The sequence below is a fragment of the Brachybacterium sp. AOP29-B2-41 genome, assembly GCF_052378395.1.
GTDB lineage: Bacteria > Actinomycetota > Actinomycetes > Actinomycetales > Dermabacteraceae > Brachybacterium.
Window position 1 is genome coordinate 1 of sequence record NZ_JBQSXR010000005.1, and the last position, 26,013, is coordinate 26,013.

21 protein-coding genes and 1 tRNA gene are annotated in these 26,013 nt (G+C 69.1%); 5 read left to right on the plus strand and 17 right to left on the minus strand.

What is annotated here, in order from left to right:
- Nucleotides 1-165: 165 nt before the first annotated feature.
- Nucleotides 166-864: a demethylmenaquinone methyltransferase gene (locus ACT3T9_RS06265; RefSeq protein WP_441445557.1), complete on the minus strand. Its 699-nt coding sequence runs from the start codon at nucleotides 862-864 to the stop codon at nucleotides 166-168.
- A gap of 128 nt (nucleotides 865-992) precedes the next feature.
- Here ACT3T9_RS06265 and serC point away from each other — a divergent pair, with 128 nt between their 5' ends.
- Nucleotides 993-2,156, plus strand: coding sequence for a phosphoserine transaminase (gene serC / locus ACT3T9_RS06270; protein ID WP_441445556.1), 1,164 nt, complete (start codon nucleotides 993-995; stop codon nucleotides 2,154-2,156).
- A gap of 138 nt (nucleotides 2,157-2,294) precedes the next feature.
- On the opposite strand, the gene ACT3T9_RS06275 is transcribed toward serC, so the two are convergent.
- The 12 genes from ACT3T9_RS06275 to ACT3T9_RS06330 form a co-directional block, all read right to left on the minus strand.
- Nucleotides 2,295-2,819, minus strand: coding sequence for a MarR family winged helix-turn-helix transcriptional regulator (locus tag ACT3T9_RS06275; RefSeq protein WP_441445555.1), 525 nt, complete (start codon nucleotides 2,817-2,819; stop codon nucleotides 2,295-2,297).
- A complete protein-coding gene (locus tag ACT3T9_RS06280) occupies nucleotides 2,816-4,321 on the minus strand; it encodes an NCS2 family permease (RefSeq protein WP_441445554.1) in 1,506 nt (501 codons plus the stop codon). The genes ACT3T9_RS06275 and ACT3T9_RS06280 overlap by 4 nt, the downstream gene beginning before the upstream one ends.
- Before the next feature lie 52 nt (nucleotides 4,322-4,373).
- The gene (gene nagB, locus ACT3T9_RS06285) at nucleotides 4,374-5,174 is read right to left on the minus strand and encodes a glucosamine-6-phosphate deaminase (RefSeq protein ID WP_441445553.1); all 801 of its coding nucleotides are present in this window, start codon (nucleotides 5,172-5,174) and stop codon (nucleotides 4,374-4,376) included.
- Between the two features lie 235 nt (nucleotides 5,175-5,409).
- Nucleotides 5,410-6,783, minus strand: a complete 1,374-nt coding sequence (locus ACT3T9_RS06290) for an NAD(P)/FAD-dependent oxidoreductase (RefSeq protein ID WP_441445552.1) — start codon at nucleotides 6,781-6,783, stop codon at nucleotides 5,410-5,412.
- 88 nt (nucleotides 6,784-6,871) lie between these two features.
- Nucleotides 6,872-7,825 carry a Ppx/GppA phosphatase family protein gene (locus ACT3T9_RS06295; RefSeq protein WP_441445551.1) on the minus strand — a complete coding sequence of 318 codons (954 nt, stop codon included), beginning with the start codon at nucleotides 7,823-7,825 and terminating at the stop codon, nucleotides 6,872-6,874.
- Nucleotides 7,822-8,367 carry a DUF501 domain-containing protein gene (locus ACT3T9_RS06300; protein WP_444606158.1) on the minus strand — a complete coding sequence of 182 codons (546 nt, stop codon included), beginning with the start codon at nucleotides 8,365-8,367 and terminating at the stop codon, nucleotides 7,822-7,824. The genes ACT3T9_RS06295 and ACT3T9_RS06300 overlap by 4 nt, the downstream gene beginning before the upstream one ends.
- Nucleotides 8,364-9,053 carry a septum formation initiator family protein gene (locus tag ACT3T9_RS06305; RefSeq protein WP_441445549.1) on the minus strand — a complete coding sequence of 230 codons (690 nt, stop codon included), beginning with the start codon at nucleotides 9,051-9,053 and terminating at the stop codon, nucleotides 8,364-8,366. The genes ACT3T9_RS06300 and ACT3T9_RS06305 overlap by 4 nt, the downstream gene beginning before the upstream one ends.
- Nucleotides 9,054-9,185: 132 nt before the next feature.
- The gene (gene eno / locus ACT3T9_RS06310; protein ID WP_441445548.1) at nucleotides 9,186-10,469 is read right to left on the minus strand and encodes a phosphopyruvate hydratase; all 1,284 of its coding nucleotides are present in this window, start codon (nucleotides 10,467-10,469) and stop codon (nucleotides 9,186-9,188) included.
- 66 nt (nucleotides 10,470-10,535) lie between these two features.
- Complete coding sequence (locus ACT3T9_RS06315; protein WP_441445547.1) at nucleotides 10,536-11,441, minus strand: MazG nucleotide pyrophosphohydrolase domain-containing protein; 906 nt, start codon at nucleotides 11,439-11,441, stop codon at nucleotides 10,536-10,538.
- 10 nt (nucleotides 11,442-11,451) lie between these two features.
- Nucleotides 11,452-15,054: a transcription-repair coupling factor gene (mfd, locus tag ACT3T9_RS06320; protein ID WP_444606159.1), complete on the minus strand. Its 3,603-nt coding sequence runs from the start codon at nucleotides 15,052-15,054 to the stop codon at nucleotides 11,452-11,454.
- The gene (gene pth, locus ACT3T9_RS06325; protein WP_441445545.1) at nucleotides 15,051-15,665 is read right to left on the minus strand and encodes an aminoacyl-tRNA hydrolase; all 615 of its coding nucleotides are present in this window, start codon (nucleotides 15,663-15,665) and stop codon (nucleotides 15,051-15,053) included. Before pth ends, mfd begins: the two co-directional genes overlap by 4 nt.
- 334 nt (nucleotides 15,666-15,999) lie before the next feature.
- Nucleotides 16,000-16,605 carry a 50S ribosomal protein L25/general stress protein Ctc gene (locus ACT3T9_RS06330; protein WP_441445544.1) on the minus strand — a complete coding sequence of 202 codons (606 nt, stop codon included), beginning with the start codon at nucleotides 16,603-16,605 and terminating at the stop codon, nucleotides 16,000-16,002.
- 373 nt (nucleotides 16,606-16,978) lie between these two features.
- On the opposite strand from ACT3T9_RS06330, the gene ACT3T9_RS06335 reads away from it, so the two are divergent.
- The gene (locus ACT3T9_RS06335; RefSeq protein WP_441445543.1) at nucleotides 16,979-17,557 is read left to right on the plus strand and encodes a hypothetical protein; all 579 of its coding nucleotides are present in this window, start codon (nucleotides 16,979-16,981) and stop codon (nucleotides 17,555-17,557) included.
- A 158-nt stretch (nucleotides 17,558-17,715) separates the two neighbouring features.
- On the opposite strand, the gene ACT3T9_RS06340 is transcribed toward ACT3T9_RS06335, so the two are convergent.
- The 3 genes from ACT3T9_RS06340 to ACT3T9_RS06350 all read right to left on the minus strand — a co-directional run bounded on the left by ACT3T9_RS06340 (nucleotide 17,716) and on the right by ACT3T9_RS06350 (nucleotide 20,334).
- A complete protein-coding gene (locus tag ACT3T9_RS06340) occupies nucleotides 17,716-18,696 on the minus strand; it encodes a ribose-phosphate diphosphokinase (RefSeq protein ID WP_441445542.1) in 981 nt (326 codons plus the stop codon).
- A complete protein-coding gene (gene glmU / locus ACT3T9_RS06345; protein WP_441445541.1) occupies nucleotides 18,693-20,201 on the minus strand; it encodes a bifunctional UDP-N-acetylglucosamine diphosphorylase/glucosamine-1-phosphate N-acetyltransferase GlmU in 1,509 nt (502 codons plus the stop codon). Before glmU ends, ACT3T9_RS06340 begins: the two co-directional genes overlap by 4 nt.
- A gap of 61 nt (nucleotides 20,202-20,262) precedes the next feature.
- A tRNA-Gln gene (locus ACT3T9_RS06350) sits at nucleotides 20,263-20,334 on the minus strand.
- Nucleotides 20,335-20,615: 281 nt separating this feature from the next.
- Between ACT3T9_RS06350 and ACT3T9_RS06355 the strand changes: the two genes are divergently transcribed.
- From ACT3T9_RS06355 to ACT3T9_RS06365, 3 genes are all read left to right on the plus strand, one after another.
- Nucleotides 20,616-21,263: a TetR/AcrR family transcriptional regulator gene (locus tag ACT3T9_RS06355; protein ID WP_441445540.1), complete on the plus strand. Its 648-nt coding sequence runs from the start codon at nucleotides 20,616-20,618 to the stop codon at nucleotides 21,261-21,263.
- A 20-nt stretch (nucleotides 21,264-21,283) separates the two neighbouring features.
- Nucleotides 21,284-21,820 carry a MarR family winged helix-turn-helix transcriptional regulator gene (locus ACT3T9_RS06360; protein ID WP_441445539.1) on the plus strand — a complete coding sequence of 179 codons (537 nt, stop codon included), beginning with the start codon at nucleotides 21,284-21,286 and terminating at the stop codon, nucleotides 21,818-21,820.
- Nucleotides 21,821-22,124: 304 nt separating this feature from the next.
- Nucleotides 22,125-24,008 carry an ABC-F family ATP-binding cassette domain-containing protein gene (locus ACT3T9_RS06365; RefSeq protein ID WP_444606160.1) on the plus strand — a complete coding sequence of 628 codons (1,884 nt, stop codon included), beginning with the start codon at nucleotides 22,125-22,127 and terminating at the stop codon, nucleotides 24,006-24,008.
- 85 nt (nucleotides 24,009-24,093) lie between these two features.
- Here the strand turns inward: ACT3T9_RS06365 and ACT3T9_RS06370 are convergent, their stop codons facing one another.
- Nucleotides 24,094-25,794 carry a DUF222 domain-containing protein gene (locus tag ACT3T9_RS06370; RefSeq protein ID WP_444606161.1) on the minus strand — a complete coding sequence of 567 codons (1,701 nt, stop codon included), beginning with the start codon at nucleotides 25,792-25,794 and terminating at the stop codon, nucleotides 24,094-24,096.
- Nucleotides 25,795-26,013 lie beyond the last annotated feature (219 nt).

Here is a 26,013-nt window from a genome sequence, read left to right on the forward strand (position 1 = left end):
GCGCACCCCCGTCAAGCCAGAACGACCATTTCCGAAGTGGCCTCGACCACACACGCCTTCCGGCGGCCTTGCGATTGCCAAAAGGCCTGGTCACGGCGCTCTCTTCGCGCTGGTTCCGCGCACCGGCTCATTCCTCGGGTCCTCGAGCACGCCGGTACCCGGGACTCAGGGGTGGGGCACTACTCCTCGGTGGAGAGCGACGATGCCTCCGCTGAGGTTCCGGTACTGGGTCTGCTCGAGGCCGGCGTCGATGAACCATCGGCGCAGCAGCTCCTGGTCCGGCCATTCGAGGATGGACTCCGCGAGGTACTCGTAGGCGTCGACCGTGGTCGCGACCTTGCCCGCCACCGCCGGCAGAGCACGCAGCAGGTACTTCTCGTACACGGTGCGGAACGGCTTCCAGGTGGGAGTCGAGAACTCGCAGACGACGATCCGGCCGCCGGGCCTGACAACCCGGGCCATCTCTGACAGCGCAGTTCTCGGCTCCTGCACGTTGCGCAGCCCGAAGGAGATGACGGCGGCGTCGAAGGAGTCGGTCGCGAAGGGCAGGTGCTGGGCGTCGGCACCCACGAAGGGCACCGGGGCACCACGGCGGCGGCCCTCGGCCATCATCCCGAGGGAGAAGTCTGCTGCGACTACCCGGGCCCCCGCGCGGGCGATCGCGGTGGTCGAGGTTCCGGTGCCGGCGGCGAGGTCCATGACCACATCGCCCTGCTCTATGTCGAGCGCCTCGACCATCAGCTCACGCCACATCCCCACCTGCCCCATGGCGGCGACGTCGTTCATCAGGTCATAACGTTTGGCGATACCGTCGAACATCGTCGCGACGTCGTACGGCTGCTTCTCGAGATCGGCACGGCTCATGCTCCGATCTTCCCACGCAAGTCGTCGCTCGCGGACCGACTGCGGCCCATCCGGCATCCGCTGGAAGAATGGGGACGGGCGCCCCGCACCGTCGGCGCCCCAGGCCCGCCCTCAGGAGGAGAACCCGAATGACCGATGCCAGCTCTGCACGCTCCGCAGCCATCAGCTCCCTGTCCATCCCTCAGGAGCTGCTTCCGGCCGACGGTCGCTTCGGCTCCGGCCCGTCGCGGATCCGTGCGGCGCAGATGGAGGCGCTGCAGTCGGTCTCGCGCTCGGTGCTCGGCACCTCTCACCGCCAGGCTCCGGTCAAGGACGTGGTGGGGCGGGTGCGCTCAGGACTGTCCGAGCTGTTCGCTCTGCCGGAGGGCTATGAGGTGGTGCTCGGGAACGGCGGCTCCACCGCATTCTGGGACGTGGCCGTGTTCGAGCTGATCGAGCGTCGCTCCCAGCATCTGGTGCTCGGAGAGTTCTCGCAGAAGTTCGCCTCCGAGGCCGCGGGCGCCCCGCACCTCGAAGATCCCGAGATTCTGCGCTCCGAACCCGGGGCGCTGCCTCAGGCAGCTGCGAACCCTGATGTCGATGCCTACGCCTGGCCGCACAACGAGACCTCGACCGGTGTGATGGCGCCGGTGCAGCGTCCGGCCGGTGCGGGCCAGGACCAGCTGGTCCTGGTCGATGCGACGTCGGTGGCCGGCGCCGCCGCGGTGGACATCTCGCAGACGGATGCGTACTACTTCGCCCCGCAGAAGGCATTCGCCTCGGACGGAGGCCTGTGGCTCAGCGTCCTGTCCCCCGCCGCGATCGAGCGTGCGCAGCGCCTCGGAGCAGCGAGCGACCGGTGGACGCCGTCGTTCCTCTCGCTCACGAGCGCGATCGAGAACTCCCGCAAGAACCAGACGTTGAACACTCCCGCGGTCGCCACCCTCGTGCTGCTCGCGGAGCAGATCGAATGGATGCTGGCGCAGGGCGGTCTGGCATGGGCGGACGCCCGGACCAGGGCCACCAGCGGAATGCTCCATGAGTGGGCCGCCCGACGCGACGAGATTACGCCCTTCGTCGCGGATGCTGCTGCGCGATCGCAGGTCGTGACCACCTTGGATGTGGACGAGGCGATCGATGCCACGGCGATCACCTCAGTGCTGCGCGCACACGGTGTGGTCGACATCGAGCCGTACCGGAAGCTGGGACGCAACCAGCTGCGGATCGCGACCTTCCCCGCCGTCGGCGAGGACGACACCGCGGCGCTGATCTCCGTGCTCGATCACGTGCTGGACGCGAGCCGCGACGCCTGACGCACACCCCGCAGAACACGACGGCCGGGCCATCCCTGTGGGGTGGTCCGGCCGTCATCATGTTCGGTCGAGTTGGGGCGGGCGTACCGGGAGGGCGAGCGCAGAGGCGGGCTGCCCGGTTCTCTCCCCCGACGTCGGTCAGTGTCGGGGCGGGATGAGGATCTGCCGCAGCAGTGTGGAGGCGTCCCGCAGGCCATCCCGCTGCGCAGGGGTGGCCTCGCCGAGCCGGGCGCGGAGCCACGCATCGCGCTGCTCGCGCCCCGCGAGCACCACCTGCAGGCCCTCTTCGGTCAACGTCACCCGGACCTGCCTGCCGTCGCCGGGGTGAGCGGCCCGCTCCACGAGTCCCGCCTCCTCCAGTCGCCCCAGGATCCTGGTCATCACCGGTGGGCTGACATGTTCGAAGTCAGCGAGGGCGCCGGGGGTGGATTCGCCGGCGCGCTGCAGGTAGGCCAGCACCGAGAACTGCGGCGCGGAGACGGCATCGGAGGCGGTGTGGGAGCGCAGGATCCTGGAGGAGACCAGCAGCACCCGCTGCAGCTCGGCAGCGAGCTCCGCGACCTGGGTCGCCTCAGCTGCGTCCACCCGCCCGGACGCCTCCACGCCCTCGGCGAGAGGACGCTGAGGATCCCTCGCGTCCGCCTCGCCGATGCCGGGGCTCACAGCAGCAGGCCCTCGATCGCGCCGCGCAGGAAGTACACGACGAACATCGCAGCGATGAGGTACATCAGCCAGTGCACCTCGCGGGCCTTGCCGCGCACCACCCGGATCAGCACGTACATGACGAAGCCTGCACCCATGCCGACGGTGATGGAGTAGGCGAAGGGCATCAGGATGATGGTGAGGAACGCGGGCACCGCGACCTCGACATCAGAGAAGTCGATGTCGGTGATCTGGGTCATCATCAGGAAGCCGACCATCACCAGCGCTGGGGTGGCCGCCTCGTAGGGGACCATCGCGACCAGCGGTGAGAGGAAGGTCGAGAGCAGGAACAGCACGCCCACCACGATCGCGGCGAGGCCGGTCCTGGCTCCCTCCGCCACCCCGGAGGTCGACTCGACGAAGCTGGTGTTCGAGGACACGCCGCCCAGGCCACCGGCGATGGCGGCGGCGGAGTCGACGACCAGGATCCGCTGGGAATGCGGGATGTCCCCGTCCTCCTCCACGAGGCCTGCACCGGAGGCGACGCCGACCATCGTGCCCATGGTGTCGAAGAAGTCGGCCAGCAGCAGGGAGAAGACGATGACGGTCGCTCCGATGACACCGGCAGCGGTGATCCCGCCGATGGGGTCCACCGTGAACAGGGTCGCGAAGTCTGGCATCTGGACCGGGAACTCGGAGATCGCCGGGACGTTCATCGCCCAGCCGCCGGGGTTGCCGGCTCCGGAGCCGTCGGGGGCGGCGAAGGCGCCGAGGTGCAGCACTCGCTCGATGACCATCGAGAGCACGGTCGCGGTGATGATCGCGATCAGGATCGCTCCGGGCACCTTGCGGATCCAGAGCACGAACATCAGCAGCAGACCGGTGACGAACACGAAGGTGGGCCAGCCGGTGAGCGAGCCGTCGTTGCCCAGCTGCACCGGGGTGCCTGCGGCGGTGGTCACGAACTTCGCGTTGAACAGACCGAGGAAGGCGATGAACAGGCCGATGCCCACGGCGATGGCGGTCTTGAGGAAGGGCGGGACCGCGTCGAACACCGCTTTGCGGAAGCCGGTGAACACCAGCACGAGGATCACGACGCCCTCGAGCAGCACCATCCCCATGGCACCGCCCCAGGTCATCCCGGGCAGCGGCACCACGGAATAGGCCAGGTAGGCGTTCAGGCCCAGTCCCGCTGCGAGGGCGAGCGGGAACTTGGCCCATGCCCCCATGAAGATGCTCAGCAGACCCGCGATGAGGGCGGTGCCCGCGGCGACCGCGGGGAGGTTCGGCTCGGCGCCGCCTCCGAGGTACATGCCGGTCGAATCGGGGACGGTGCCGATGATCAACGGATTCAGCACCACGATGTAGCACATCGAGAAGAAGGTCACCAGGCCGCCACGGATCTCCCTGCTGAGCGTCGATCCACGCTCTGAGATCTTGAAGTAGCGGTCCAGTCCGGACCGGGGAGCCACGGCCGTCGAGCCGGTGGTCGAGGAGGGGGACGAGGGTTCAGCCTGCTGCATGGGACGAATCGTATCCGTCCTCGACCCTGCCGTTCCCCCCGGCCCGCCTGCGTCAGTCCTGCATCACGTCCAGGGGGTTCTCGACCTCCAGCGAACGGGCGTAGCGGTAGTCGTCCGCCAGCTGCAGCTGTGCCCCGGCGGCTTCGTCGACCACCACGACGACGTCCGGGTGGAGCTGCAGGACGGTCGCCGGCCAGCGTGAGCTGATCGCGCCCTCGACGAGCTGGGCGATGGCAGCGGCCTTGCCGGCCCCGGTCGCGATGAGCACGATCCGGCGCGCCTCGAGGATGGTGCCCAGCCCCTGGCTGAGAGCCCGCACCGGGACGTCGGCGGGCCTGTCGAAGTACCGGGAGTTGTCCGTGATGGTGGAGCGGGTCAATCCGACCACCCGGGTGCGGGAGTTCAGGGAGCTGCCGGGCTCGTTGAAGGCGATGTGCCCATTGGAGCCGATGCCCAGGATCTGCAGGTCCACTCCCCCCGCCTCAGCGATCTGGTGATCGTAGGAGACGGCCTCGGCGATCGGGTCGGCGGCTGCACCGTTCGGGGAGACGACGGCGGCATCGTCGATATCGATGTGATCGGTGAAGTTCTCGCGGATGAAGCGGTGGTAGCTCTGCTCGTGCCCCGCGGGCAGTCCCACGTACTCGTCGAGCAGGAAGGCGCGGCTGCCGGCGAAGGACAGGCCCTCCTCCCGGTGTCGACGGATCAGCTCGGTGTAGGCGGGAACCGGGGACGACCCCGTGGCCAGGCCCAGCACGGCACCGGAGGCGCTGGCCTCCTGGAGCGTGCGTGCGAAGGTGTCGGCGACGACCTGCGCGCCTGCTTCGGCGTCGGCCACGATGTGGATCTCCATACGGTCCTGCCCTTCCGTCCCGGTGCGCCTCGGGGCGCTCCTGCTGGTCTGTCCTGCGCGTTCTCAGAAGCTTCAGAGCATAGCGGCCGACGGACCCGCTCTCGGTGCGCGGCGGGGCCGACCGTCGCGACGGAGATGAAGCAGACACGACGACGCTGCCGCACACCTGGTGTGGGGCAGCGTCGTCGTGTCTGCTGGACGGGCGGGCCGGCTCAGTCCGAGTGGCCCGCTCGGCTCACTTCTTCTTGCCGGAGTTCGCGGCGTACTCGAACGCGGCGCGCGGGGTCTCGGTCTGCGGGATACCGATGATGTCGCGGCGGGAGATCAGGTTGGTAACCCAGCCTGCGACGACGGAGGCCTTGCGGCCGAAGGTCGGCATCGCGTACACGTGGTAAGAGCGGGCCATCACCCAGGCCGGCAGGCCGCGGATGTCGAGCTCCTTCTCGCCCAGCTGCAGGCGGCCGACGCCCTTGTACATGCCGAGGGTCGCCATGACGCCGAGGTTCTTGTGGTAGTAGTCCACGAGCGGACGTCCCTGCACGGAGCGCGCGATGTTGTCGGCCAGGCGCTTGGCCTGACGGACCGCGTGCTGTGCGTTGGGCGGGCAGAACTTGCCCTCGCCCGAGGCGAGATCCGGCACCGCGGCGCAGTCGCCGGCGGCGAAGACATCGTCCATCGGGCCGTCGACGCCGTTGACGCGCAGATCCGCGAGCGCCTCGAGCTTGCCCATCAGCGGGCCACGCTCGGTGACGACGGGAAGGTCGGAGACGTCGGGGTCCGAGAGTACCGGGGCGGGCTTCACGCCGGCGTTCCACACCAGCAGGTCGGTCTCGAACTCGTCGCCGTCGCTGGTCTTGATCACGCCGTTCTCGGCGGAGTTCAGGAAGGTCTCGAGCTTGACCTCGATGCCGCGCTCGCGCAGCTGGTTCAGCACGTAGGCGCGCTGGTCCTCGGTGAGCTCGGGGAAGATGAACGGCGCGCCGTCGACGAGCACGAAGCGAATGTCCGAGGCGTGCAGGTCGGGGTAGTAGCGCAGTGCGTCACGGACCATGTCCTCGGTCTCGGCGACAGCCTCGCCACCGGCGAAGCCACCACCGATGAAGGTGAAGGTGAGCAGGCGCTTGCGCACTGCCGGGTCCTTGGTGGAGGCGGCTTCTGCGAGGTTTCCGAGGATGCGGTCGCGCACGGCGGCAGCCTCTTCGACCTGCTTGAAGCCGATCGCGTTCTCTGCCAGGCCCGGGATGGGCAGCAGGCGCGGCACGGCACCGAGGCCGACGACCAGGTAGTCGTAGGCGATCTCGAGCTTCTCGCCCTCTTCCATGTCCACGACGACGGTCTTCTCGGCGCTGCGGATCGCGGAGACTGCGCCGGTGACGACCTTCGCACCGGGGAGCACCTTGCGCAGGGGCGCAAGGACGTCACGCGGGTGGATGCTGCCTGCGCCGACCTCGGGGAGGAAAGGCGCGTAGGTCATGTACGGGCGAGGGTCGACGACCGTGATCGCGACCTCCGCGCCGAGGGTCTTGCGCAGCTCGGACGCGGTCGTCAGACCGACGGAACCACCGCCGAGGATGAGGACATGGGGCTTACCGCCGAAAGTGTTGGTCATGCCCCCAGCCTAGAACCGTATGGCGTCCGAGACAAAAAGTATGAGACGAAATTGGCCATCCACGGCTCACGCAGGCGCTGAAGAGGCCTCACGGCACCGCATCGAGCAGGTCCAGGGCGATCCCATCGAGGATATCGTGCTCGCTGGTGCGGGTCTCGGTGATCGCTGCGGCCGCCGCCACCCGGCTGACGATCCGGGACCAGATCAGGGCTCCGGCTCCGATCACATCGATGCGACCTGGGTGGATGACCGGTCGGAGGGAGCGCTGCTGCCTGGTCTCCCCGAGCAGGGTCCGGCAGATCGACTCGACCTGATCGATCGGCAGGCTGGCACCGTGGGTGACGTCGGGACGATAGTCCTGGATCCCGGCGGCCACGGCAGTGACGGTGGTCACTGTCCCCGCGACACCGACCAGAGCGGCGGTTCGCTGCAGCGGCACCTCGGCCTCGGCGGCGTCGAGATGAGCGTCGATGTCCGCCGTGGCGGCGGCGATCTCGGCCGCCGTGGGCGGGTCCGAGTGCAGGTGACGCTCCGTCATGCGGACCGAGCCGATGTCCATGCTGATGCGGTGGGTCGGGGTCTGTGTGCCGAGCACCAGCTCGGTGGACCCGCCGCCGATGTCGACCACCAGCCGTGGGCCGTCAGGCAGGCCCTGCACGGTGCTGACCGCGCCTCGGAAGGAGAGGGCCGCTTCTTCCTCCCCGCTGATGACCTCGGGCTCCACCCCGAGGATCTCGCGGATCCCGTCGATGAACAGGTCTCGGTTGGCGGCGTCGCGGGTCGCCGAGGTGGCGACGAAGCGGATCTCCTGACGGGTGACGGCGTGGCGATCGATGAGGATCCGATAGCGGCGTGCGGCCTCGAGAGTGCGCTCCACGGCGACGGGGTCGAACTGCCCGGTGCGGTCCACGCCGAGCCCCAGTCGCACCATCTCCAGCTGCCGCTCGAGGTCGACCATCTCACCGGATGCCTCGTCCCGGCGTGCGATCAGCAGCCGGATCGAGTTCGTGCCGCAGTCGATCGCGGCGACGGGGGCGCTCATCGCGTCTCCGCCTGTTCCGCCGGGGCATCTCCGCAGCGGCAGCGCAGCTCGCCGGCTCCGTCGATGCGCGGCAGCACGAGGTCGGCGATCGGGTTGACGCCAGGGCCCTCTGCGAGGGCCTGCCCGGCGAGCGCGTGGAAGCATTTGACGCGGGTCGGCATCCCGCCGGCGCTGACGTGGTGGACCTCCTCGGCGTCGCCGAGCTCCTCGCGACGTGCGAGGTACCGCTCATGAGCGGCGCGATATGCGCTCGAGAGAGCCTCGTCCTGTGCCAGCTGCTCGGTGAGCTCGGCCATCAGGCCGGTGGCCTCGAGCCGGGAGAGCTCGAGGGTCAGCCAGGGCAGGGTCAGGTAGAGGGAGCTCGGGAAGGGCGTCCCGTCCTCGAGGCGAGGCGCGGTGCGCACCACGGCGGGACGGCCGCAGCTGCAGCGGCGGGCGATGGAGACCACCCCGCGCATGTCCCGGCCGAGCTGCTCGCGCATGACCTCGAGGTCATCCGCGGTGGTCGGGGTCTCGTAGGGCAGAGGAGAAAGTGTTGTCACTGATCGGGATCCTGGTCGGTGGTGTCGTCGGCGGGGTCCTGCTCGGAGACGTCGTCGTCGGTCGACCCCGTCTCATCGGGGATGTCATCGGCGGTCAGGCGGCTGGAGCCTTCCACGCTCTCCCAGAGGACGGAGAACCATTCGCCCTCCTTCGCCGCCTCCTGGGCCTGCTCGGCCTCGGTGAGCGGCACGCCCTGGCCGGAGGTGTCGGTGAGCCGGTACTGGGTCTCCCCCGGCATCGCGAACAGCAGGCGCTCACGGGCGCGCGCGGCGACGTAGGCCGGGTCCTCCCAACGGGCGACCTGGGTGCGCAGATCCTCGACCTGCTGCTCCTGCTGTGAGACCTGTGCGCTCAGCTCGGAGAGCTGCTGGCGCTGGGCCACGTAGGAGTTCACCGTGGGCACGAGTGCGGCCAGGGCGACGACCACCAGGGCCACCAGCGCGAGGGTGCGCCGGGTGATGGTGATCCCCGGCCCCTCCTCCTGAGGGCTTGCCGCGCTGTTGCCGGTGGACGGGCGCGAGGCCGCGACCGGACCGCGCGAACGGGCCGGCACGGCCTTCTTGGACGCCGTGCGCGAGGTGGTGGCAGCAGGACGAGAGGAGGTCCGCGCGCTGGGTCGCCGGCCTCCGGACGCAGCGACCGGGCGCCTCGTCGATCGCGGGGCGCCCGGTCGTCTGCTGGTCATGGCTCGAGGTTACAACCTCGAGCTGAGGACTCAGGCCATTTGCTGCCTGCCTGAATCCCTACGTCTCATTGCTCGCTCAGGCGGTGTACTGAATGCCTGAGCTCCTACCGCTCGTTCCTCGCAGTACGTCGCTCAGGAGGTGAAACGCGGGAACGCGGAGGCGCCAGCGTAGCGCGCTGCCTCGCCCAGCTCCTCCTCGATGCGCAGCAGCTGGTTGTACTTGGCCACGCGCTCCCCACGGGCGGGGGCGCCCGACTTGATCTGGCCGCAGTTGGTGGCCACAGCGAGATCGGCGATCGTGGTGTCCTCGGTCTCACCGGAGCGGTGGGACATCATCGCGGTGAAGCCAGCGCGGTGCGCGAGGTCCACTGCGTCGAGGGTCTCGGACAGCGAGCCGATCTGGTTGACCTTCACCAGCAGCGCATTTGCGGAGCCCTCGGTGATACCGCGGGAGAGGCGCTCGGGGTTGGTGACGAAGAGGTCGTCGCCGACGAGCTGGGTCTTGGCACCGAGACGATCGGTCATGGCCTTCCAGCCCTCCCAGTCGTCCTCATCCAGCGGGTCCTCGATGGAGACCAGCGGGTATGCGTCGACCAGCTCGGCGTAGTACTCGACCATCTCGGCGGCAGTCTTCTGCGCGCCTTCGAAGGTGTAGGAGCCGTCCTTGTAGAACTCGGAGGCGGCGACGTCGAGCGCGAGCGCGACCTCGGTGCCGACCTCGAAGCCCGCCTTGCCGATGGCCTCGACGATCAGGTCGAGAGCGGCGCGGTTGGAGTCGAGGTTCGGCGCGAAGCCGCCCTCGTCGCCCAGGCCCGTGGCCAGCCCGCGCTCCTTGAGGACGGACTTCAGTGCGTGGTACACCTCGGCGCCGACGCGCATCGCCTCGGAGAAGGTCTCCGCGCCGATCGGCGCGATCATGAACTCCTGGATGTCGACGTTGGAGTCCGCGTGCGAGCCGCCGTTGAGGATGTTCATCATCGGCACCGGCAGGATGTGGGCGTTCGGGCCGCCGACGTACTGGTACAGCGGGATGCCGGCGGAGTCCGCGGCAGCGCGAGCGACGGCGAGCGAGACGCCGAGGATGGCGTTGGCGCCGACGGTGCCCTTGTTCTTGGTGCCGTCGAGCTCGAGCATCGCGGCGTCGATCGCACGCTGCTCCTGGACATCCATGCCCAGGATCTTCGGCTGGATATCGGCGACCACTGCGGCGACGGCGTCCAGGACGCCCTTGCCCAGGTAGCGGGACTTGTCGCCGTCACGACGCTCGACGGCCTCGAAAGCACCGGTGGAGGCGCCGGAGGGGACCGCGGCGCGGGCGAACGTTCCGTCATCGAGCAGGATCTCCACCTCGACGGTGGGGTTTCCTCGGGAGTCGAGGATCTCGCGGGCGTGCAGGGCATCGATCAGGGCTGCCATGGGCTGTTCCTTCCGTCGGGTGATGTTCCGTCACGTCCGGTCGGCGCTGACCGTCCATCAGACAGTCTAGGCCGTGCCTCCCGCATCCCGCTCCCGAGTGCCCTCGGTTGCGCTCCGGGACGATTCCTCCTCCGCGGCGAGCTGCGTCCGGGTCCTGGTGAGCAGGGCGCGCAGCGCCGTCTCCGGGTCATCGTCGCGGGACTCGGCGACTGCCACCAGGTCCAGCAGCGCTCGCGCGAGATCTGCTCCCCAGCTGCCGGCGTCCTCTGCCGCCGCGGCCTGATCGGCGGCGGCCAGGAGCTCTTCGAGGCGGCCCTCGGAACGGGCCCGGTGCACCACCTTCGCGGCGGACTGCAGAGCAGGCAGCTGCGCGGGGATGCCGTCGAACCAGCCCTTGCGTCGGTGCCCGCGCTCGGCGTTCTCTGCGGCTTTCACCGCGTGCCACTGGGCGATGATCTGGTCGACGTCCTCGGGATCCCGGAGCGCCTGCTCACGCATGGCTCCGAACACGTGGGGGTTGCGCCGCTCCATCTTCGCGACGAAAGCACGAGCCACGTCATCAACATCCCACGAGGGATCCCCCTCCTGCCCGACCCGGGCGTGGAAGAGGATCTGGAACAGCAGGTCGCCGAGCTCGTCAGCGAGCGCCCCAGGGCCGTGGGCGGCGGGGTCGTCGATCACCTCGAGGACTTCGTGGGTCTCCTCCAGGAGATATCGGGCCAGCGAGGCATGGGTCTGCTGGTGCGTCCAGGCGTCCCCGTCGGGCGCTCGCAGCGCGTCCATCACTGCGACCGCCCGCAGCAGCGCCCCGCCACGGGGGTCCGGGGCGGCGGGCTCGGGCGCCGAAGTCGCAGGCTCGAGCGTCGAGGTCGCAGGCTCGGGCACGGCCGCGAGTTCGAGCTCAAGCTCAAGCTCGAGCTCAGACTCGGGCGCGGGCTGTTCGGGAACGGAGGGCCGCTGAGGTCGGTTCACAGGCGCGAGGCTACTTCGCCGGGGCTCGGGACGTGATCTCCTCCGCCGCTGCCGGGACCAGCGTGCGCAGGATCTCGCGCGCCCAGTCCAGCAGCTCATGGTCCCGCAGCTCGGTGACACCGAAACGAGAGGTCGTCGGTCTGGGCACCAGCACCTGCCGGGTCGCGGGCTTGAGCAAGGTGCCCGGATAGAGCCGCTTCATGCGCATCGCGGCGGAGTCGAGCACCTCGAGGTGCGCGAAGCGGATCATCTTGCCCTGTGCCTGGACCTCGTCGACGCCGGCCGCGCGGGCATCGATCCGGAACCGGGCGACATCCAGCAGCACCTCCACGGAGGCTGGCAGCGCGCCATAGCGATCGGAGAGCTCGGCACGGATCTGGTCGATCTCCGCCATCTCACGCACCGCGGAGAGCTTCGAGTACGCCTCGAGACGCAGCCGCTCGGAGCCGATGTAGTCGTGCGGGATGTGGGCGTCCAGCGGGAGCTCCACTCGGATCTCCTTCTCGGGCGCCTTGCCCTCGCCGCGGAAGGCGGCCACGGCCTCCCCCACCATCCGCACGTACAGGTCGAAGCCGACCCCGGCGATGTGGCCGGACTGCTCCCCGCCCAGCAGGTTGCCGGCGCCGCGGATCTCGAGGTCCTTCATCGCCACCTTCATGCCGGCACCGAGATCGGTGTTCGTGGCCAGAGTGGTCAGGCGATCGTGCGCGAGCTCGGTGAGCGGCTTGGTCGCGTTGTAGAGGAAGTACGAGTAGGCGCGCTCGCTCGAGCGCCCCACCCGGCCGCGCAGCTGGTGCAGCTGGGAGAGGCCGAACTTGTCGGCGTGCTCGACGATCAGGGTGTTGGCGTTGGCGATGTCCAGCCCGGTCTCGACGATGGTGGTGCACACCAGCACATCGAAATCCCGTTCCCAGAAGTCGACGATCACGCGTTCGAGCTGGTGCTCGTTCATCTTGCCGTGGGCGACCTGCACCCGGGCATCGGGCACCAGCTCCCGGAGGTGGGCGGCGACCCGATCGATGTCCTCGACCCGGTTGTGGATGTAGAACACCTGCCCCTCGCGCAGCAGCTCACGACGGATCGCGGCGGTGACCTGCTTGTCCTCCTGCGCGCCGACGTAGGTCAGCACCGGGTGACGCTCCTCGGGCGGGGTGGCGAGGATCGAGAGCTCGCGGATGCCGGTGACGGCCATCTCAAGGGTGCGCGGGATCGGCGTGGCGGACATGGACAGCACGTCCACGTTCGTGCGCATCGCCTTGAGGGTCTCCTTGTGCTCGACGCCGAAGCGCTGCTCCTCGTCGATGATCAGCAGACCCAGGTCCTTGAATCGCACGTTACCGGTGAGCAGACGGTGGGTGCCGATGACGACGTCGACGGTACCGTCGGCGACGCCTTCGATCGTGGCTTTGGAATCCGCGGGATTCTGGAAGCGGGAGAGACCTCGCACCGTCACGGGGAATCCGGTGTAGCGCTCGGTGAAGGTGTCCAGATGCTGCTGGGCGAGCAGGGTGGTGGGCGCGAGGATCGCCACCTGCTTGCCATCCTGCACCGCCTTGAACGCGGCACGCACCGCGATCTCCGTCTTGCCGTAGCCCACGTCGCCGAGGATCAGTCGATCCATCGGCACCGACTTCTCCATATCGCGCTTCACATCGTCGATGGTGGAGAGCTGATCGGGCGTCTCGACGAACTCGAAGGAATCCTCGAGCTCCCGCTGCCAGGGCGTGTCCGGTCCGAAATCGTGGCCGGGCGCGGACTGCCGTGCCGAGTACAGCCGCACCAGCTCGTCGGCGATCTCGCGGATCGCCCGTCGGGCCTTCGACTTCGTCTTGGCCCAGTCCGCGCCACCCATGCGGTTGACGCTGGGATCCTCGCCGCCGACGTACTTGGTGACCTGGTCGAGCTGGTCGCTGGGGACGTAGAGCCGGTCACCGGGCTGGCCCTTCTTCGAGGGCGCATATTCGATGACCAGGTACTCGCGAGTGGTGCGCTTGGCCCCGGTGCCGACGGTGCGGCTGGTCATCTCCACGAACCTGCCCACCCCGTGATGAGCATGGACCACGTGGTCCCCGGGACGGAGCTGGAGCGGGTCCACGACGTTGCGGCGGCGCGAGGGCATCTTCCGCTCCTCGCCGCGCCGCGCTCCCGATTTGCCGGTGAGGTCGCGCTCGGAGGTGAGCACGAGCCGGAGCTCCTCGTCGATGAGACCTTCGACGAAGGGGCCGACGGTGACCACGGCCTCGCCCGGGGCGACAGGCGCCTCGAGCGCGGCGGAATAAACTGCGGGAAGCCCCTCGCCGCGCAGGTTCTCCGCGACGTGGCGGGCACCGCCGGGGCCGACCATGGTGGAGATGACCGTCCAGCCCTCGAGGCGTCGACGCTCGAGGTCCTTCGCGGCGTCCCCTGGCTTGCCGGAGTAGCCGGGGTGGGTGGTGGAGGCGGTGGTGACGTCGACGTCCGTATCGAGCCCGAAGGCGGCGAGGGTGAACCAGGGGCGCCCGCCCTCGCGGGCGTGGCCCTTGGCCTCGGACAGCGGCACGAAGCTCGCCGCACCTACGTCGATCGGCAGGCCGCCACCGGCGGCGGCGCTGGACCAGGCCGCGGCGAGGAACTCATCCGTGGTGGCGACCAGCTCGTCGGCCCGGGCTCGCGCCTTCTCGGGATCCAGGATGAGGAACCGAGCCCCGGCGGGGAGCACGTCGGCGACCTGCTCCATCTCCCCCACCAGCACCGGGCTGAGGGACTCCATGCCGTCCGCGGCGATGCCGTCCGCGATCCTCAGCAGCAGATCCCGCACACCAGGCAGCTCCTCGGCGCGGGCACGGGCACGCTCCCTCACCGCAGGGGTCAGCAGGATCTCGCGGCAGGGCGGGGCGTCGAGCCCCCGCGGCGCGGGATCCAGGGACCGCTGATCGGCGATGGAGAAGTAGCGGACGTCGTCGATCTCGTCGCCGAAGAGGTCCACGCGGACCGGATGCGGTTCAGTGGGCGGGAAGACATCCAGGATGCCGCCGCGCACGGCGAACTCCCCGCGCTTCTCGACCATGTCCACACGCACATAGGCGGCGTCGACGAGATCCCGTTCCAGATCTTCGAGCGGGTAGGTCTCCCCCACGGCGGCGCGCACCGGCCGCAGATCGCCCAGTCCGGTGGCGATCGGCTGCAGCAGGGAGCGCACCGGCATCAGCAGCACGCGGACCGGGATCTCGGTCTCGGGGTGCGCGATGCGTCGCAGGGTGGCCAGTCGCTTGGCGACCGTATCCGCGCGGGGGGAGAGCCGCTCATGCGGCAGGGTCTCCCAGGCTGGCAGCTCGGCCAGGTGCTCGGTGCCGACCAGGGCCGTCAGCGCCGCCCGCATGTCTTCGGTGGCCCGGGTGGTGGCGGTGACCACGACCAGGGGCTGTTCGGCGCTCGCCTGCCGCGCGAGATCGGCGACCAGGAAGGGGAACAGCCCGGTGGCGGCGACGATGCTCCCGCCTTCGCCGCTCTCGGTGCCCGCGGCGATCAGCTCGCGGACTGCCGTGAGGTCGCGCCCGGCGGCGAGCTGGTCCAGGAGCGGTCGCAGCGGAGGCTGCTGGGTGGTCTGGACGGGGGCGGTGGTCTGGGCGGTCATCGGACCTCTCGGGAGTGGAAGCGCTGCTGGGCGGCGGTGAGGCCCTCGAGGATCACGGACTCGACCGCGTCGGCCGCATCGGTGATCAGCAGCTCGAGGGTCTTTCGCTCGGTGGAGCTGAAGGGGGCGAGCACATGGTCGGCGGTGTCGCGGTTGCCGGGCGGCCTGCCGACGCCGACCCGCACCCGCAGGTAGTCCTTGGTGCCCAGGGCCTTGGTGATGTCGCGCAGGCCGTTGTGACCGCCCTCCCCGCCGCCGCGCTTGAGGCGGAGCGCGTCGAAGGGGATGTCGACCTCGTCGTGCACCACGACCACCTGCTCGGGCGCGATGTCGTAATAGGCGGCCAGCGCCTTGACCGGCCCGCCGGAGACATTCATGTAGGAGGTGGTCTTGGCGAGGATGACCCGCTCGTCAGCGCCGGGGAGGCCGAGCCGTCCCTCGAGGACCACCGCCTGGGCCCGACGGGCCGCGGTGAATCGACCGCCGCCGGCGTCCGCGATGTGGTCGAGGACCATCTGGCCGACGTTGTGCCGGGTCGCGGCATACTTCGGGCCCGGATTGCCGAGGCCCACCACCAGATAGGGGCCTGGCCGGCGTTCGCTGGCGGTCATGGGCTGCTCCTTGCTGCTGCTCGATGCTGCGTGCTGCCGCTCGCTGCTGCGTCGTACGGTCCGCTGCTGTCGGCATATCTCGTCGGGATCGGCGCTCAATGCTGCCCGCCGATCTCCGCCCGACCTGGGACGGTCCCGACTTGCGACGGGATCAGCACCGGAAAGGCTCGAGGCGGGGCGGGCTCGACTCGAGACAGGCTCGAAGCGACGCAGAGCGCACAACCCCGGACACAGTACCGGGGCGCCGCGCACAGCGCGACGCCCCGGTCCATGGGGTGTGAGCAACGGAGCGGGGCGACAGCGGCACTGAGCCCGCTGTCTCCGCTCCGGGAGGTCACTTCTCCTCGGCGGACTCTTCCGAGGCCGCGGCCTGGCCCTCGGACTCCTCGTCGGACTCCTCTTCGACGCGCGGGAGCTGCACGGAGGCGACCAGGATCTCGGCGTCGGTGACCAGCTCGGCATCGCCGGGCAGGGTGACGTCGCCGGCGAACAGCTGGTAGCCGTCCTCGGTGCCCTCGACCGAGACCTCGACCTCCTGCGGGACGTTCAGCGCGTCGACCAGGAGGGTGAGGGTCTGCAGGTCGACGAATGCAGCGGCGGGCGCGACGGGCTCGCCGACGAGGATGACCGGGATCTCGACCTCGACCTTCTCGCCCTTGCGGACGGTGATCAGGTCGAGGTGGTTCAGGGTGCGCTTGAGCGGGTGGCGCTGGATCTCCTTGATCAGCGCGAGGTGCGTGGTGCCATCCGTGAGCTGGAGCTCGAGCAGCGCGTTGGGGTTACGGGCGGCCAGGGCGGTGGCGTGACCGGGCAGCGAGAGGTGGAGGGGGGCCTCGCCGTGGCCGTACAGGACGGCGGGGACCAGGCTCTGGGTGCGCAGGCGGCGGGCGGCGCCCTTGCCGAAGTCCTCGCGCAGTTCGACGTTCAGCTTCTCAGCCATGGGGGTGCTCCTCGTAGATGCGTTGGCTCGACGATGAGCGACGCCACGAGGCACAGGGAGCGGGCTCCCGGTACTCCGCACCGCGTCGATCACGGAGGGGCCGCAGCCCGCTCCCTCGCCGAAGTGACCTGGTGACAATAGCACGCGCGAAGGCGCCGCACTCCGAGGACGTGAGGGGCGCCGCATCGGGCGCCGCGGCGCCCTGCGCACTCCCCCGCCCGAAGCGCCAGGGACCTACGTCCCTGCAGGTCACAGCATCTTCTTCGCGACCAAGGTCCCTGCGACGGAGCCGATCTCGAGAATACGGTGCTCTTAGTCCCTGTCACACCACCACGACCCGTTCCCCCGGTGTCGTCGACCGAAAGGCTCTCCCGTGACTGCCACCGCCGTTCCCTCCGCCTCGTCCGTCCCCTCCGCCACCACTGCTGCCGCGACTCACTCCACCCTCACCGGCGCCGAGAAGAGCGGGTGGGGCTACACGGTGCTCGGCGTCACGCGCCTCATGGTCGGATTCACCTTCCTGTGGGCGTTCCTCGACAAGACCTTCGGGCTGGGCTTCGCCACCCCCACCGAGAACTCCTGGCTGAACGGCGGGTCTCCCACCACCGGGTTCCTCGGCGGCTCGATCGCCGGAGGAAACCCCTTCGCACAGGTCTGGGAGTTCTTCCTCTCGATCAACCCGCTCACGGACGTGCTGTTCATGGTCGGTCTGCTCGGCATCGGCGTGGCTCTGATGCTCGGCATCGGCACCCGGGTGGCGGCGGTGTCCGCCGCGGCGATGTACACGCTGATGTATCTGGCGGCCTTCCCCATCGCCACGAACCCGCTCTACGACGATCACCTGCTGATGGCCGTGATCGTGATCGCTATGGCCGGCCTCGCCGCAGGCGACCACGTGGGCTTCGGGAAGTCCTGGAACCGGCTCGTGAAGGGCAATCGCTTCCTCATCTGAGCTGACCGCCGCTGACCACCGAGCGCAGCCCCGGTGCGCGTCCGACGAAATAGAGAACGACCCCGTCTCCCTGCAGGGGGGGGACGGGGTCGCTCTCTTGTGCCCGGGTGCGCCGGGCTCGCCGGGCTCGCCGGGTGCGCCGGGTGCGCCGGGTGCGGTCAGACTTCGCCGTCGAAGAGGCTGGTGACCGAGCCCTCGTCGAAGACGGCTCGGATCGCTCGTGCCAGCAACGGTGCGATCGACAGCTGGGTGAGGCGGTCGAACTGCTTCTCGGGGGGCACCGGCAGGGTGTTGGTGCAGACGATCTCCCGCACGGAGCTGTTCTTCAGCCGCTCGGTGGCGGGATCGGAGAGGATCGCGTGGGTGGTCGCGATGACCACGGAGGACGCTCCGCCTGCCAGCAGGGCGTCGGACGCCTGGACGATGGTGCCCGCCGTGTCGATCATGTCGTCGACCAGGATGCAGGTCTTGCCCTCGACGTCACCGATCACGCGCTTGGCCACAGCCTGGTTGGGCCGGTTGATGTCGCGGGACTTGTGGACGAAGGCGAGGTTCACACCGCCGAGCCGCTTGGCCCACTGCTCCGCCACCCGGATCCGACCAGCATCCGGCGAGACCACGGCGATGTCTTCTTCGCCGTACTTCTCCTGGATGTACTCGGCGAGGATCGGCAGCGCCATCAGGTGATCGACCGGGCGGTTGAAGTAGCCCTGCACCTGAGGGGCGTGCAGGTCCACGGAGATCATGCGGTCCACGCCGGCGGTCTCGTACATGTCCGCCATCAGGCGCGCCGAGATCGGCTCACGACCGCGGTGCTTCTTGTCCTGGCGTGCGTACGGGAAGCTCGGTGCGATCGCGGTGATCCGCTTGGCCGATGCGCGCTTGAGCGCATCGATCATGATCAGGTGCTCCATCACCCAGGTGTTGATCGGCGCGGGGTGGGACTGCAGCACGAAGACGTCGGTGCCGCGCACGGACTCGCCGTAGCGCACGTAGATCTCCCCGTTGGCGAAGTCCCAGGCGTCCATCGGCAAGACCTCGACGCCGAGCTCGGCGGCGACCTCCTGCGCGAGGACGGGGTGTGCCCGTCCGGATGCGAGGACCAGTCGCTTCTCTCCGGGGGTGACGATTCCGCTCATCGCTGCTCGTGCTCCTTGTGCTCATCGGCGGCAGTTCCTGCAGGCGTCTCGGCAGCGGACCCATCGTCAGCGCCGAGGGCAGCGCGTGCCGCGCCCTCGGCCGCGGTCCCCGCGCGGCGTCGCAGCGTCCATCCTTCCATGTTCCGCTGCGAGACCGCGTTCACGCCCAGGGCCCCGGGGGGCACGTCCTTGCGAACCGTGGTGCCGGCGCCGGTGGCCGCTCCGTCCCCGATGACGACGGGGGCCACGAGCACGTTGTGGGAGCCGACGCGCACGTGCTTGCCGATCGTGGTGCGGTGCTTGTTCACGCCGTCGTAGTTGGCGAAGATCGTGCCGGCGCCGATGTTGGTTCCCTCCCCGATCTCGGCGTCGCCGACGTAGCTGAGGTGGGGCACCTTCGCGCCATCGCCGATCTTCGCGTTCTTGGTCTCGACGAATCCGCCGATCTTGCCCTTCGCCCCGAGGTCGGTCCCAGCGCGCAGGTAGGAGAACGGACCCACCGTCGCTCCCGCGCCGATCACTGCCAGCAGCGCGTGGGAGCGGACCACCTCGGCACCCGGCCCCACCTCGGTGTCACGCAGCGTGGTGTCCGGTCCGATCACGGCTTCCTCGCCGATGTCGCTCGCACCGTGGAGCTGGACTCCGGGCAGGATGATCGCGTCCTGGCCGATGGAGACATCGGAGTCGATCCAGGTGGTGGCGGGATCCACGATCGTGACGCCGGCGCGCATATGCCGCTCGAGCGTGCGGCGGTTCATCTCCGCGCCGAGCTGGGCGAGCTGGACCTTGTCGTTGACGCCCTCGACCATCATCACGTCCTCGGTGACGACGGCCCGCACGGAGCGGCCGTCCGCCTGCGCGATGGCGAGCACGTCGGTGAGGTACATCTCGCCCTGCGCATTGTCGGTGCCGATGCGTCCGAGCGCGTCACGCAGCACGGCGAGATCGAAGGCGTAGATCCCGGAGTTGATCTCGTCGATCGCGCGCTGCGCGTCGTCGGCGTCCTTGTGCTCGACGATGCCGAGGACCTCGGTGCCGTCCTCGCTGCGCAGGATGCGGCCGTAACCGGTGGGGTCGGGGACGCGGGCGCTGAGCACGGTGGCCGCAGCCCCGGCGCCTTCATGCGCGGCGACCAGGTCGCGCAGGGTCGCCGGATCGAGCAGCGGCACGTCGCCGTAGGTGACCAGCACGGTGCCCTCCGCGGCGGTGACCTGCTCGAGGCCGCACTGGACGGCGCGCCCGGTGCCGGGGATCTCGTCCTGATCGGCGACGGACACCTCGGAGGCGTGCTCCGCGAGGTGCTCGGCGACGCGATCACGCTCGTGACGGAGCACGACCACCAGCTCGCCGGGGCTCGTGCCCTCAGCGGCGGTCACGGCGTGCACCAGCAGAGATCTGCCCCCGATCTCGTGAAGGACCTTGGGCTTTCGGGACTTCATTCGGGTCCCGGCACCGGCGGCCAGAACTATCACGGCGGCGGGGGCAGTGGTCTCAGCGATTCCCACGTCTGCGGCTCCTCGGGATCGACGGGTGAGGTCTGCGGCACCGCCGCAGGGGCGGTGAGCGTTCCGCCATCAGGACTCGAACCTGAAATTTCAGAACCAAAATCTGAGGTGTTGCCGATTACACCATGGCGGATCGCGTCCGGCAGGGCCTGGCGACGAGCCGGCTCCTCAGGGATCCGGAACGGGCACCCAGCGCCACGGACGCGGCCTGATCCTATCGTCCGTGGCGCCCCTCCCGGACCTCGTCGAGTCCATCGGTGGCACAGGTCGCTCTACCGCCTGCGCCGCTCGGCGACCTGCCGAGCGCGACGTCGTGACGTGCCGAATGCGGTATCGCGCCGTGCCGAGTGCGGTATCGCGGCGTGCCGAGTGCGGTATCGCGGCGTGCCGAGAGGGGTGTGGAAGACTCCGACCATGGCGGAGAACGGGGCAGCCCGCGGTCGATCGACCCGGATGACGGGCAAGGAGCGGCGCGAGCAGCTGGTGGCGGTGGGCCGGCAGCTGTTCGCCGAGAAGGGCTTCGACATGACCACGGTCGAGGAGATCGCGGCCCGTGCCAAGGTCTCCAAGCCGATCGTGTACGAGCACTTCGGAGGCAAGGAAGGGCTGTACGCGGTGGTCGTGGACCGCGAGGTCTCCACGCTGCTGGGGGACCTGGAGAGCTCCCTCCAGAATCAGCGGGAGCACCCCCGGGTGCTGATGGAGCGGGCCGCGCTGGCGTTCCTCGCCTACATCGACGAGAACGAGGACGGCTTCCGCATCCTCGTGCGGGACTCCCCCGTCAGCCACACCCTCGGCACCTTCTCCTCCCTGCTGACAGATGTGGCCGGACGCGTCGAGGAGATCCTCGCCGCCCAGCTCACCCTCCATTCGTATCCGCCTCGAGACGCTGCCCTGTACGCGCAGATGCTGGTGGGGATGGTCGCGTACACCGGTCAGTGGTGGCTCGAGACCCGCGAGCCCCAGAAGGAGATCGTCGCGGCACGCATGGTCAATCTGTCCTGGTACGGACTCAGCGCCCTGCAGAAGACCCCGGCTCTGCGCGGCGACACCCACAGCTGAGCGGCACCTAGACTCGGCTCATGCCCCCTATGCCTGAGGACGCCGACGCATGCCGCCACGACGAGGTCGACCGCATCGTCGAAGGCTGGCAGAGGGCACGCGCCGATCTGGACGTCGCACCGCTGGCGGTGTTCTCCCGCATCTCCCGACTCTCGAGGTATCTCGAGGTCGCCCGCCGCAGTGCCTTCACGGACGCGGGCCTCGAGGGATGGGAGTTCGACATGCTCTCCGCGCTGCGCCGCAGCGGCGAGGATGCCCTCTCCCCCGGCGCACTCATGCACGAGACGCTGGTGACCAGCGGCACCATGACGACCCGGATCGACAAGCTGGTCGCACGGGATCTGGTGAGCAAGAACCGCAGCCCGCACGACGGCCGCGCGGTCGAGGTGAGGCTGCGAGCCGATGGCGTCGCCCGGGTCGATGCGGCGATGGAGCGGCTGCTGGACGCGGAGCAGGAGCTGCTCGAGCCGCTCGCCCCCGACGGACGCTCCAGCCTCGCCGACACCCTGCGCTCTCTGCTGCTGACCTTCGAGTCGGAGACGCCCCGCTCAATGTGAGGGCTTCCCGTGCGGTGGCCGTCGACTCTCTCGTCGCCTCCATCAGCACCGCCGCCACCAGCACCGCCGCCACCAGAGTCGTCGACCGGTCCCGAGGCCCTCGGCCGCAATCAGCGCCGCTGACCGCTCCCAGAGCCGTTCACCGCCATCAGGAATTGTGAGCTGCACGATTCTTCGACAGTCCAGGGTCGCCTGAAGCGCCCGAGCACGCGACCGTTGAGGATGTCTGGCCGTTCGCCCCGCCGCCCCGTCTCCCCGCCATTCCGCCACGACCCACCGACACCACTCTTGAGGACTTCATCGCATGGCTCATCTGCTCGGCACCCAATCCCTGCACGTCGCGCTGCCCGACCGCGTGCTGCTGGATGACATCACCGTCGGGATCGACGAGGGCGACCGGATCGGGGTGGTGGGGCGCAATGGTGATGGCAAGTCCACCCTGCTGCGGCTGTTGGCGCGTTTCAGGGAGCCCGACGAGGGCCGGGTCACCGTGCGCGGCGGGGTCCGGGTCGGTGTGCTGAGCCAGCAGGACGAGGCGACAGCCGAGACCAGCGTGCATGAGCGCGTGCTCGGCGATCGACCGGACTACGAGTGGGCCTCGGATCCGCGGATCCGCGATGTGCTCGAAGGACTGCTCGGGGGCATCGACCTGGATGCTCCGCTGACCGATCTCTCCGGCGGCCAGCTGCGGCGCGTCCACCTGGCAGAGCTGCTCGTGGGCGACTGGGACGTGCTCCTGCTCGATGAGCCCACCAACCATCTCGACGTCGAGGGGATCTCCTGGCTCGCGGAGCATCTGCGCCGACGCTGGAGCCCGAAGGATGGCGGGCTGGTGGTGATCACGCACGACCGCTGGTTCCTCGACGCGGTGTGCACCCGGATGTGGGAGGTGCACGACGGGATCGTCGAGCCCTTCGAGGGCGGCTACGCGGCCTATGTGCTGCAGCGCGTCGAGCGGGACCGGCAGGCGGCGACCATCGAGTCGAAGCGGCAGAACCTGATGCGCAAGGAGCTGGCCTGGCTGCGCCGGGGTGCACCTGCCCGGACCGCGAAGCCGAAGTTCCGCATCGATGCCGCCAATGAGCTGATCGCCGGGGAGCCGCCGGTGCGGGACACCGTCGAGCTGACCCAGCTGGCGACCTCGCGGCTGGGCCGCGACGTGATCGATGTGCTCGATGTCGACGCCGGTTATGACGATCTCACCGTGCTGCGCGATGTCACCCTGCATATCGGGCCAGCGGATCGCATCGGCGTGCTGGGCCCCAACGGGGCCGGCAAGTCCACGCTGCTCGCACTGATCACCGGGGACCTCGAGCCGCAGGCGGGCCGGGTCAAGCGGGGCAAGACGGTGACTGTCCGCCAGGTGTCGCAGCGGCTCGAGGGGCTCGAGGAGCATCTGAACTCCAGGGTCAGCGATGTGGTGGCGAAGTACCGCACCACCTTCCGGGCAGGGAAGGACGAGGTCTCCCCCGGACAGCTGCTGGAGCGTCTCGGCTTCACGACGGCGCATCAGAAGGTTCTGGTGGGAGCACTCTCCGGTGGGCAGCAGCGACGCCTGAACCTGCTGTTCACCCTCCTTGAGGAGCCCAATGTGCTCGTGCTCGACGAGCCGACGAACGACATGGACACCGACATGCTCGCTGCCATGGAGGATCTGCTGGACACCTGGCCCGGGCCGCTGATCGTCGTCTCCCACGACCGGTACCTGCTGGAGCGGGTCACCGATATCCAGTACGCGGTGCTCGACGGTGCGGTGAGGCATGTGCCGGGCGGCGTCGAGCAGTACCTCGCGCTGCGGGCAGAGGGCCTGCGTGAGGATGCGGCATCTGGTGGGTCCTCGTCGGCGAAGGGCGCGGCTGGACGCTCTGCGGGAGCGAAGGCTGCGGGGTCGAAATCTGCGGGAGCGAAGTCAGCGGGTGGCTCCGCTGGCGCTGGCGGCGGCGCGTCCGAGTCCGCATCGAATGTGTCGGGGGCGCAGGCTCATACGGCGCAGAAGGAGCTCGGTGCGATCGAGCGGAGGATGAAGAAGCTCGACAAGCAGACGACGTCGCTGCATTCCACACTCGCGGCGCACGACCAGTCCGACTATGTCGGGCTGCAGAAGATCACCGATGAGCTGCGCGCTGTCGAGGCGGAGATCGAGGAGCTCGAGGAGCGCTGGCTGGAGCTGTCCGAGCTGCTCGAGTGAGGGCGGTCCGGAATCCCTGGAGGCCTCGTGCAGGGACTCCTTACAGGCCGTCGATTTACTGGCTGTCGAGTTGCCAGCTGTCGAGCTACCAGCTGTCGATGATGTCGAGGTGCGGAGTGAAGATGTAGTCGGTGCGCCCCTGGAGGAGCCAGTGCCGATTGCGTCGGGCATTGCGAAATCTCGGATGCGGATCGGTGAGATCGAGAGCCCTGCGCTCCACTCGTGCGAAGGCTCGATGGAACGAAGCATTGGGATCCTCTGGACCACCCGGGGGAACGCCCGCGATCGGGTCGCGCCGTTCTTCGTCGGCGCCGGGATGTACTGCGGAGACCGTGTCATCGTCGGGCGCGCCGCTTTCGGGGTCTGACGCATCTCTCATCTGTCGTGCTGACTCGTCCAGGAGTCTGAGCCCGGTGCCGAGGGGGTCGAAGTTGATGCCCCGTCGCCTGGCCTTCTGTCCGTATCGGCTTGTCCACTCGACAGTGCGTCTGACGCCGTTCTCGTCGGTGATGACCCGGGCTCTCTCGCCGGATTCTTCCTTCTGGTTGTCGCCGACGCACACGCCGTTGCCGTTGAGAAGAGAGGTGGGGCCTCCCTGCGACCAGGGAACGATGTGATCGTTCTGCCGGATGTTCGCGTCGCAGTAGGGCGCGCGACAGGTCTGGTGACCCAGGCGAAGGAATCGGGCGAGGGCGGGCGGGAACTCACGGGAGACGGAATCGACGGCGACGAGCTGCCCGTCCTCTGGGTCGAGGTAGAGCCGACGGAGGGCCATGGTCAGATCGGGGTCGTCCACATCTGACGTCGCCGCATCGAGCATCTCCTGGCGGATGTGTTCGTACGGCACCGGGCCGTAGCCCTCGATGGTGGCGGCGTCGGCGTGCTCGGGTGCGAGCAGGGAGCGGTCCGTGATGATGACGGCGATCTCCAGCGTGGAGGGGTCGATCCCTTCTCCGCGTCCGATCAGGGCATCGGCGAAGAGGTCCGCCATGATCTGCTGATGGCCGCGCCGGTCGCCGTGGGCGCGAGCCTTCTCCGCAGCCACCGAGAGCCCTTTGCGGATTCGGGCCCCGTCGAGCGCCGGCAGGTGCGCGGTGACAGTGCACATGCCGTGCTCACCCCGGCGCACAGTGATGCTGCGATCTCGCTTCGCTGTGCGGTGGCGGTCCGCAGCGCCACGAGGGTCCAGTCCGTGCAGCACCTTGGCTGCTTCACCGGCCAACTCTTCAGGGCCGCAGCCATCGAGGTAGGGCAGGTGGGCCGCGAGGATCTCATCGACCTGGGTGCGCTGAGCGGGGGTTGCCGGCCCCATCGTGCGACCCACCTTGTGCGCAGAGGTGGCAAGGATCCGGCCCTGCGCGAGCGCGGTGAGCATGCCGGGCATGGAGAGGACCAGCCGGCGAGAGGAGGACATCGACTGGCCGACGCAGGACTTCGACTGCTTCAGGGCTTTCGATGTCTCCGAGCGTGCGATCTTCACCGCCTGCTTCGGCGTGTCCTCGCGGCGCAGGGAATCTTCCTTGACCACGTGCTCCAGGTGGACCAGCGCCCGTGCCTGCACCGCTGCGATCGCACCGTTCAGATCCTGGACCCGCGACAGCAGCGAGATGGTCTCGGACGCGGCCAGCTTCTCCAGCGCGAACGACCCGTCCGCACCGATCTCAGCAAGCACGGAACGCACAGCGGTGATGTCGGTGTCACCGATCCACAGCTCTTCGTCGTTCGCGGAGATCGGGAGTGTGCTGCGCCGCCGAATGCGTGCCGCGACGGACCGGGGCCCTGACACCTCCGAGCCCGAGCCCGATCCTTCGCCCGCACCCGCATGGCGAGACGCATCACCAGAAACGCCGCGCCCGGCCTCCTGGGAGTCTGCATCATCACTGTGCGACTGATCTGTCATGGCGCCATTTTCGCACACCTATTCGACGAAAGGAAGGCGCGAGGGAACTCTACCAATCAGTAATCTTGAATTGTGGATAACTGGGAGTGTGGAGGAACCGTCGCG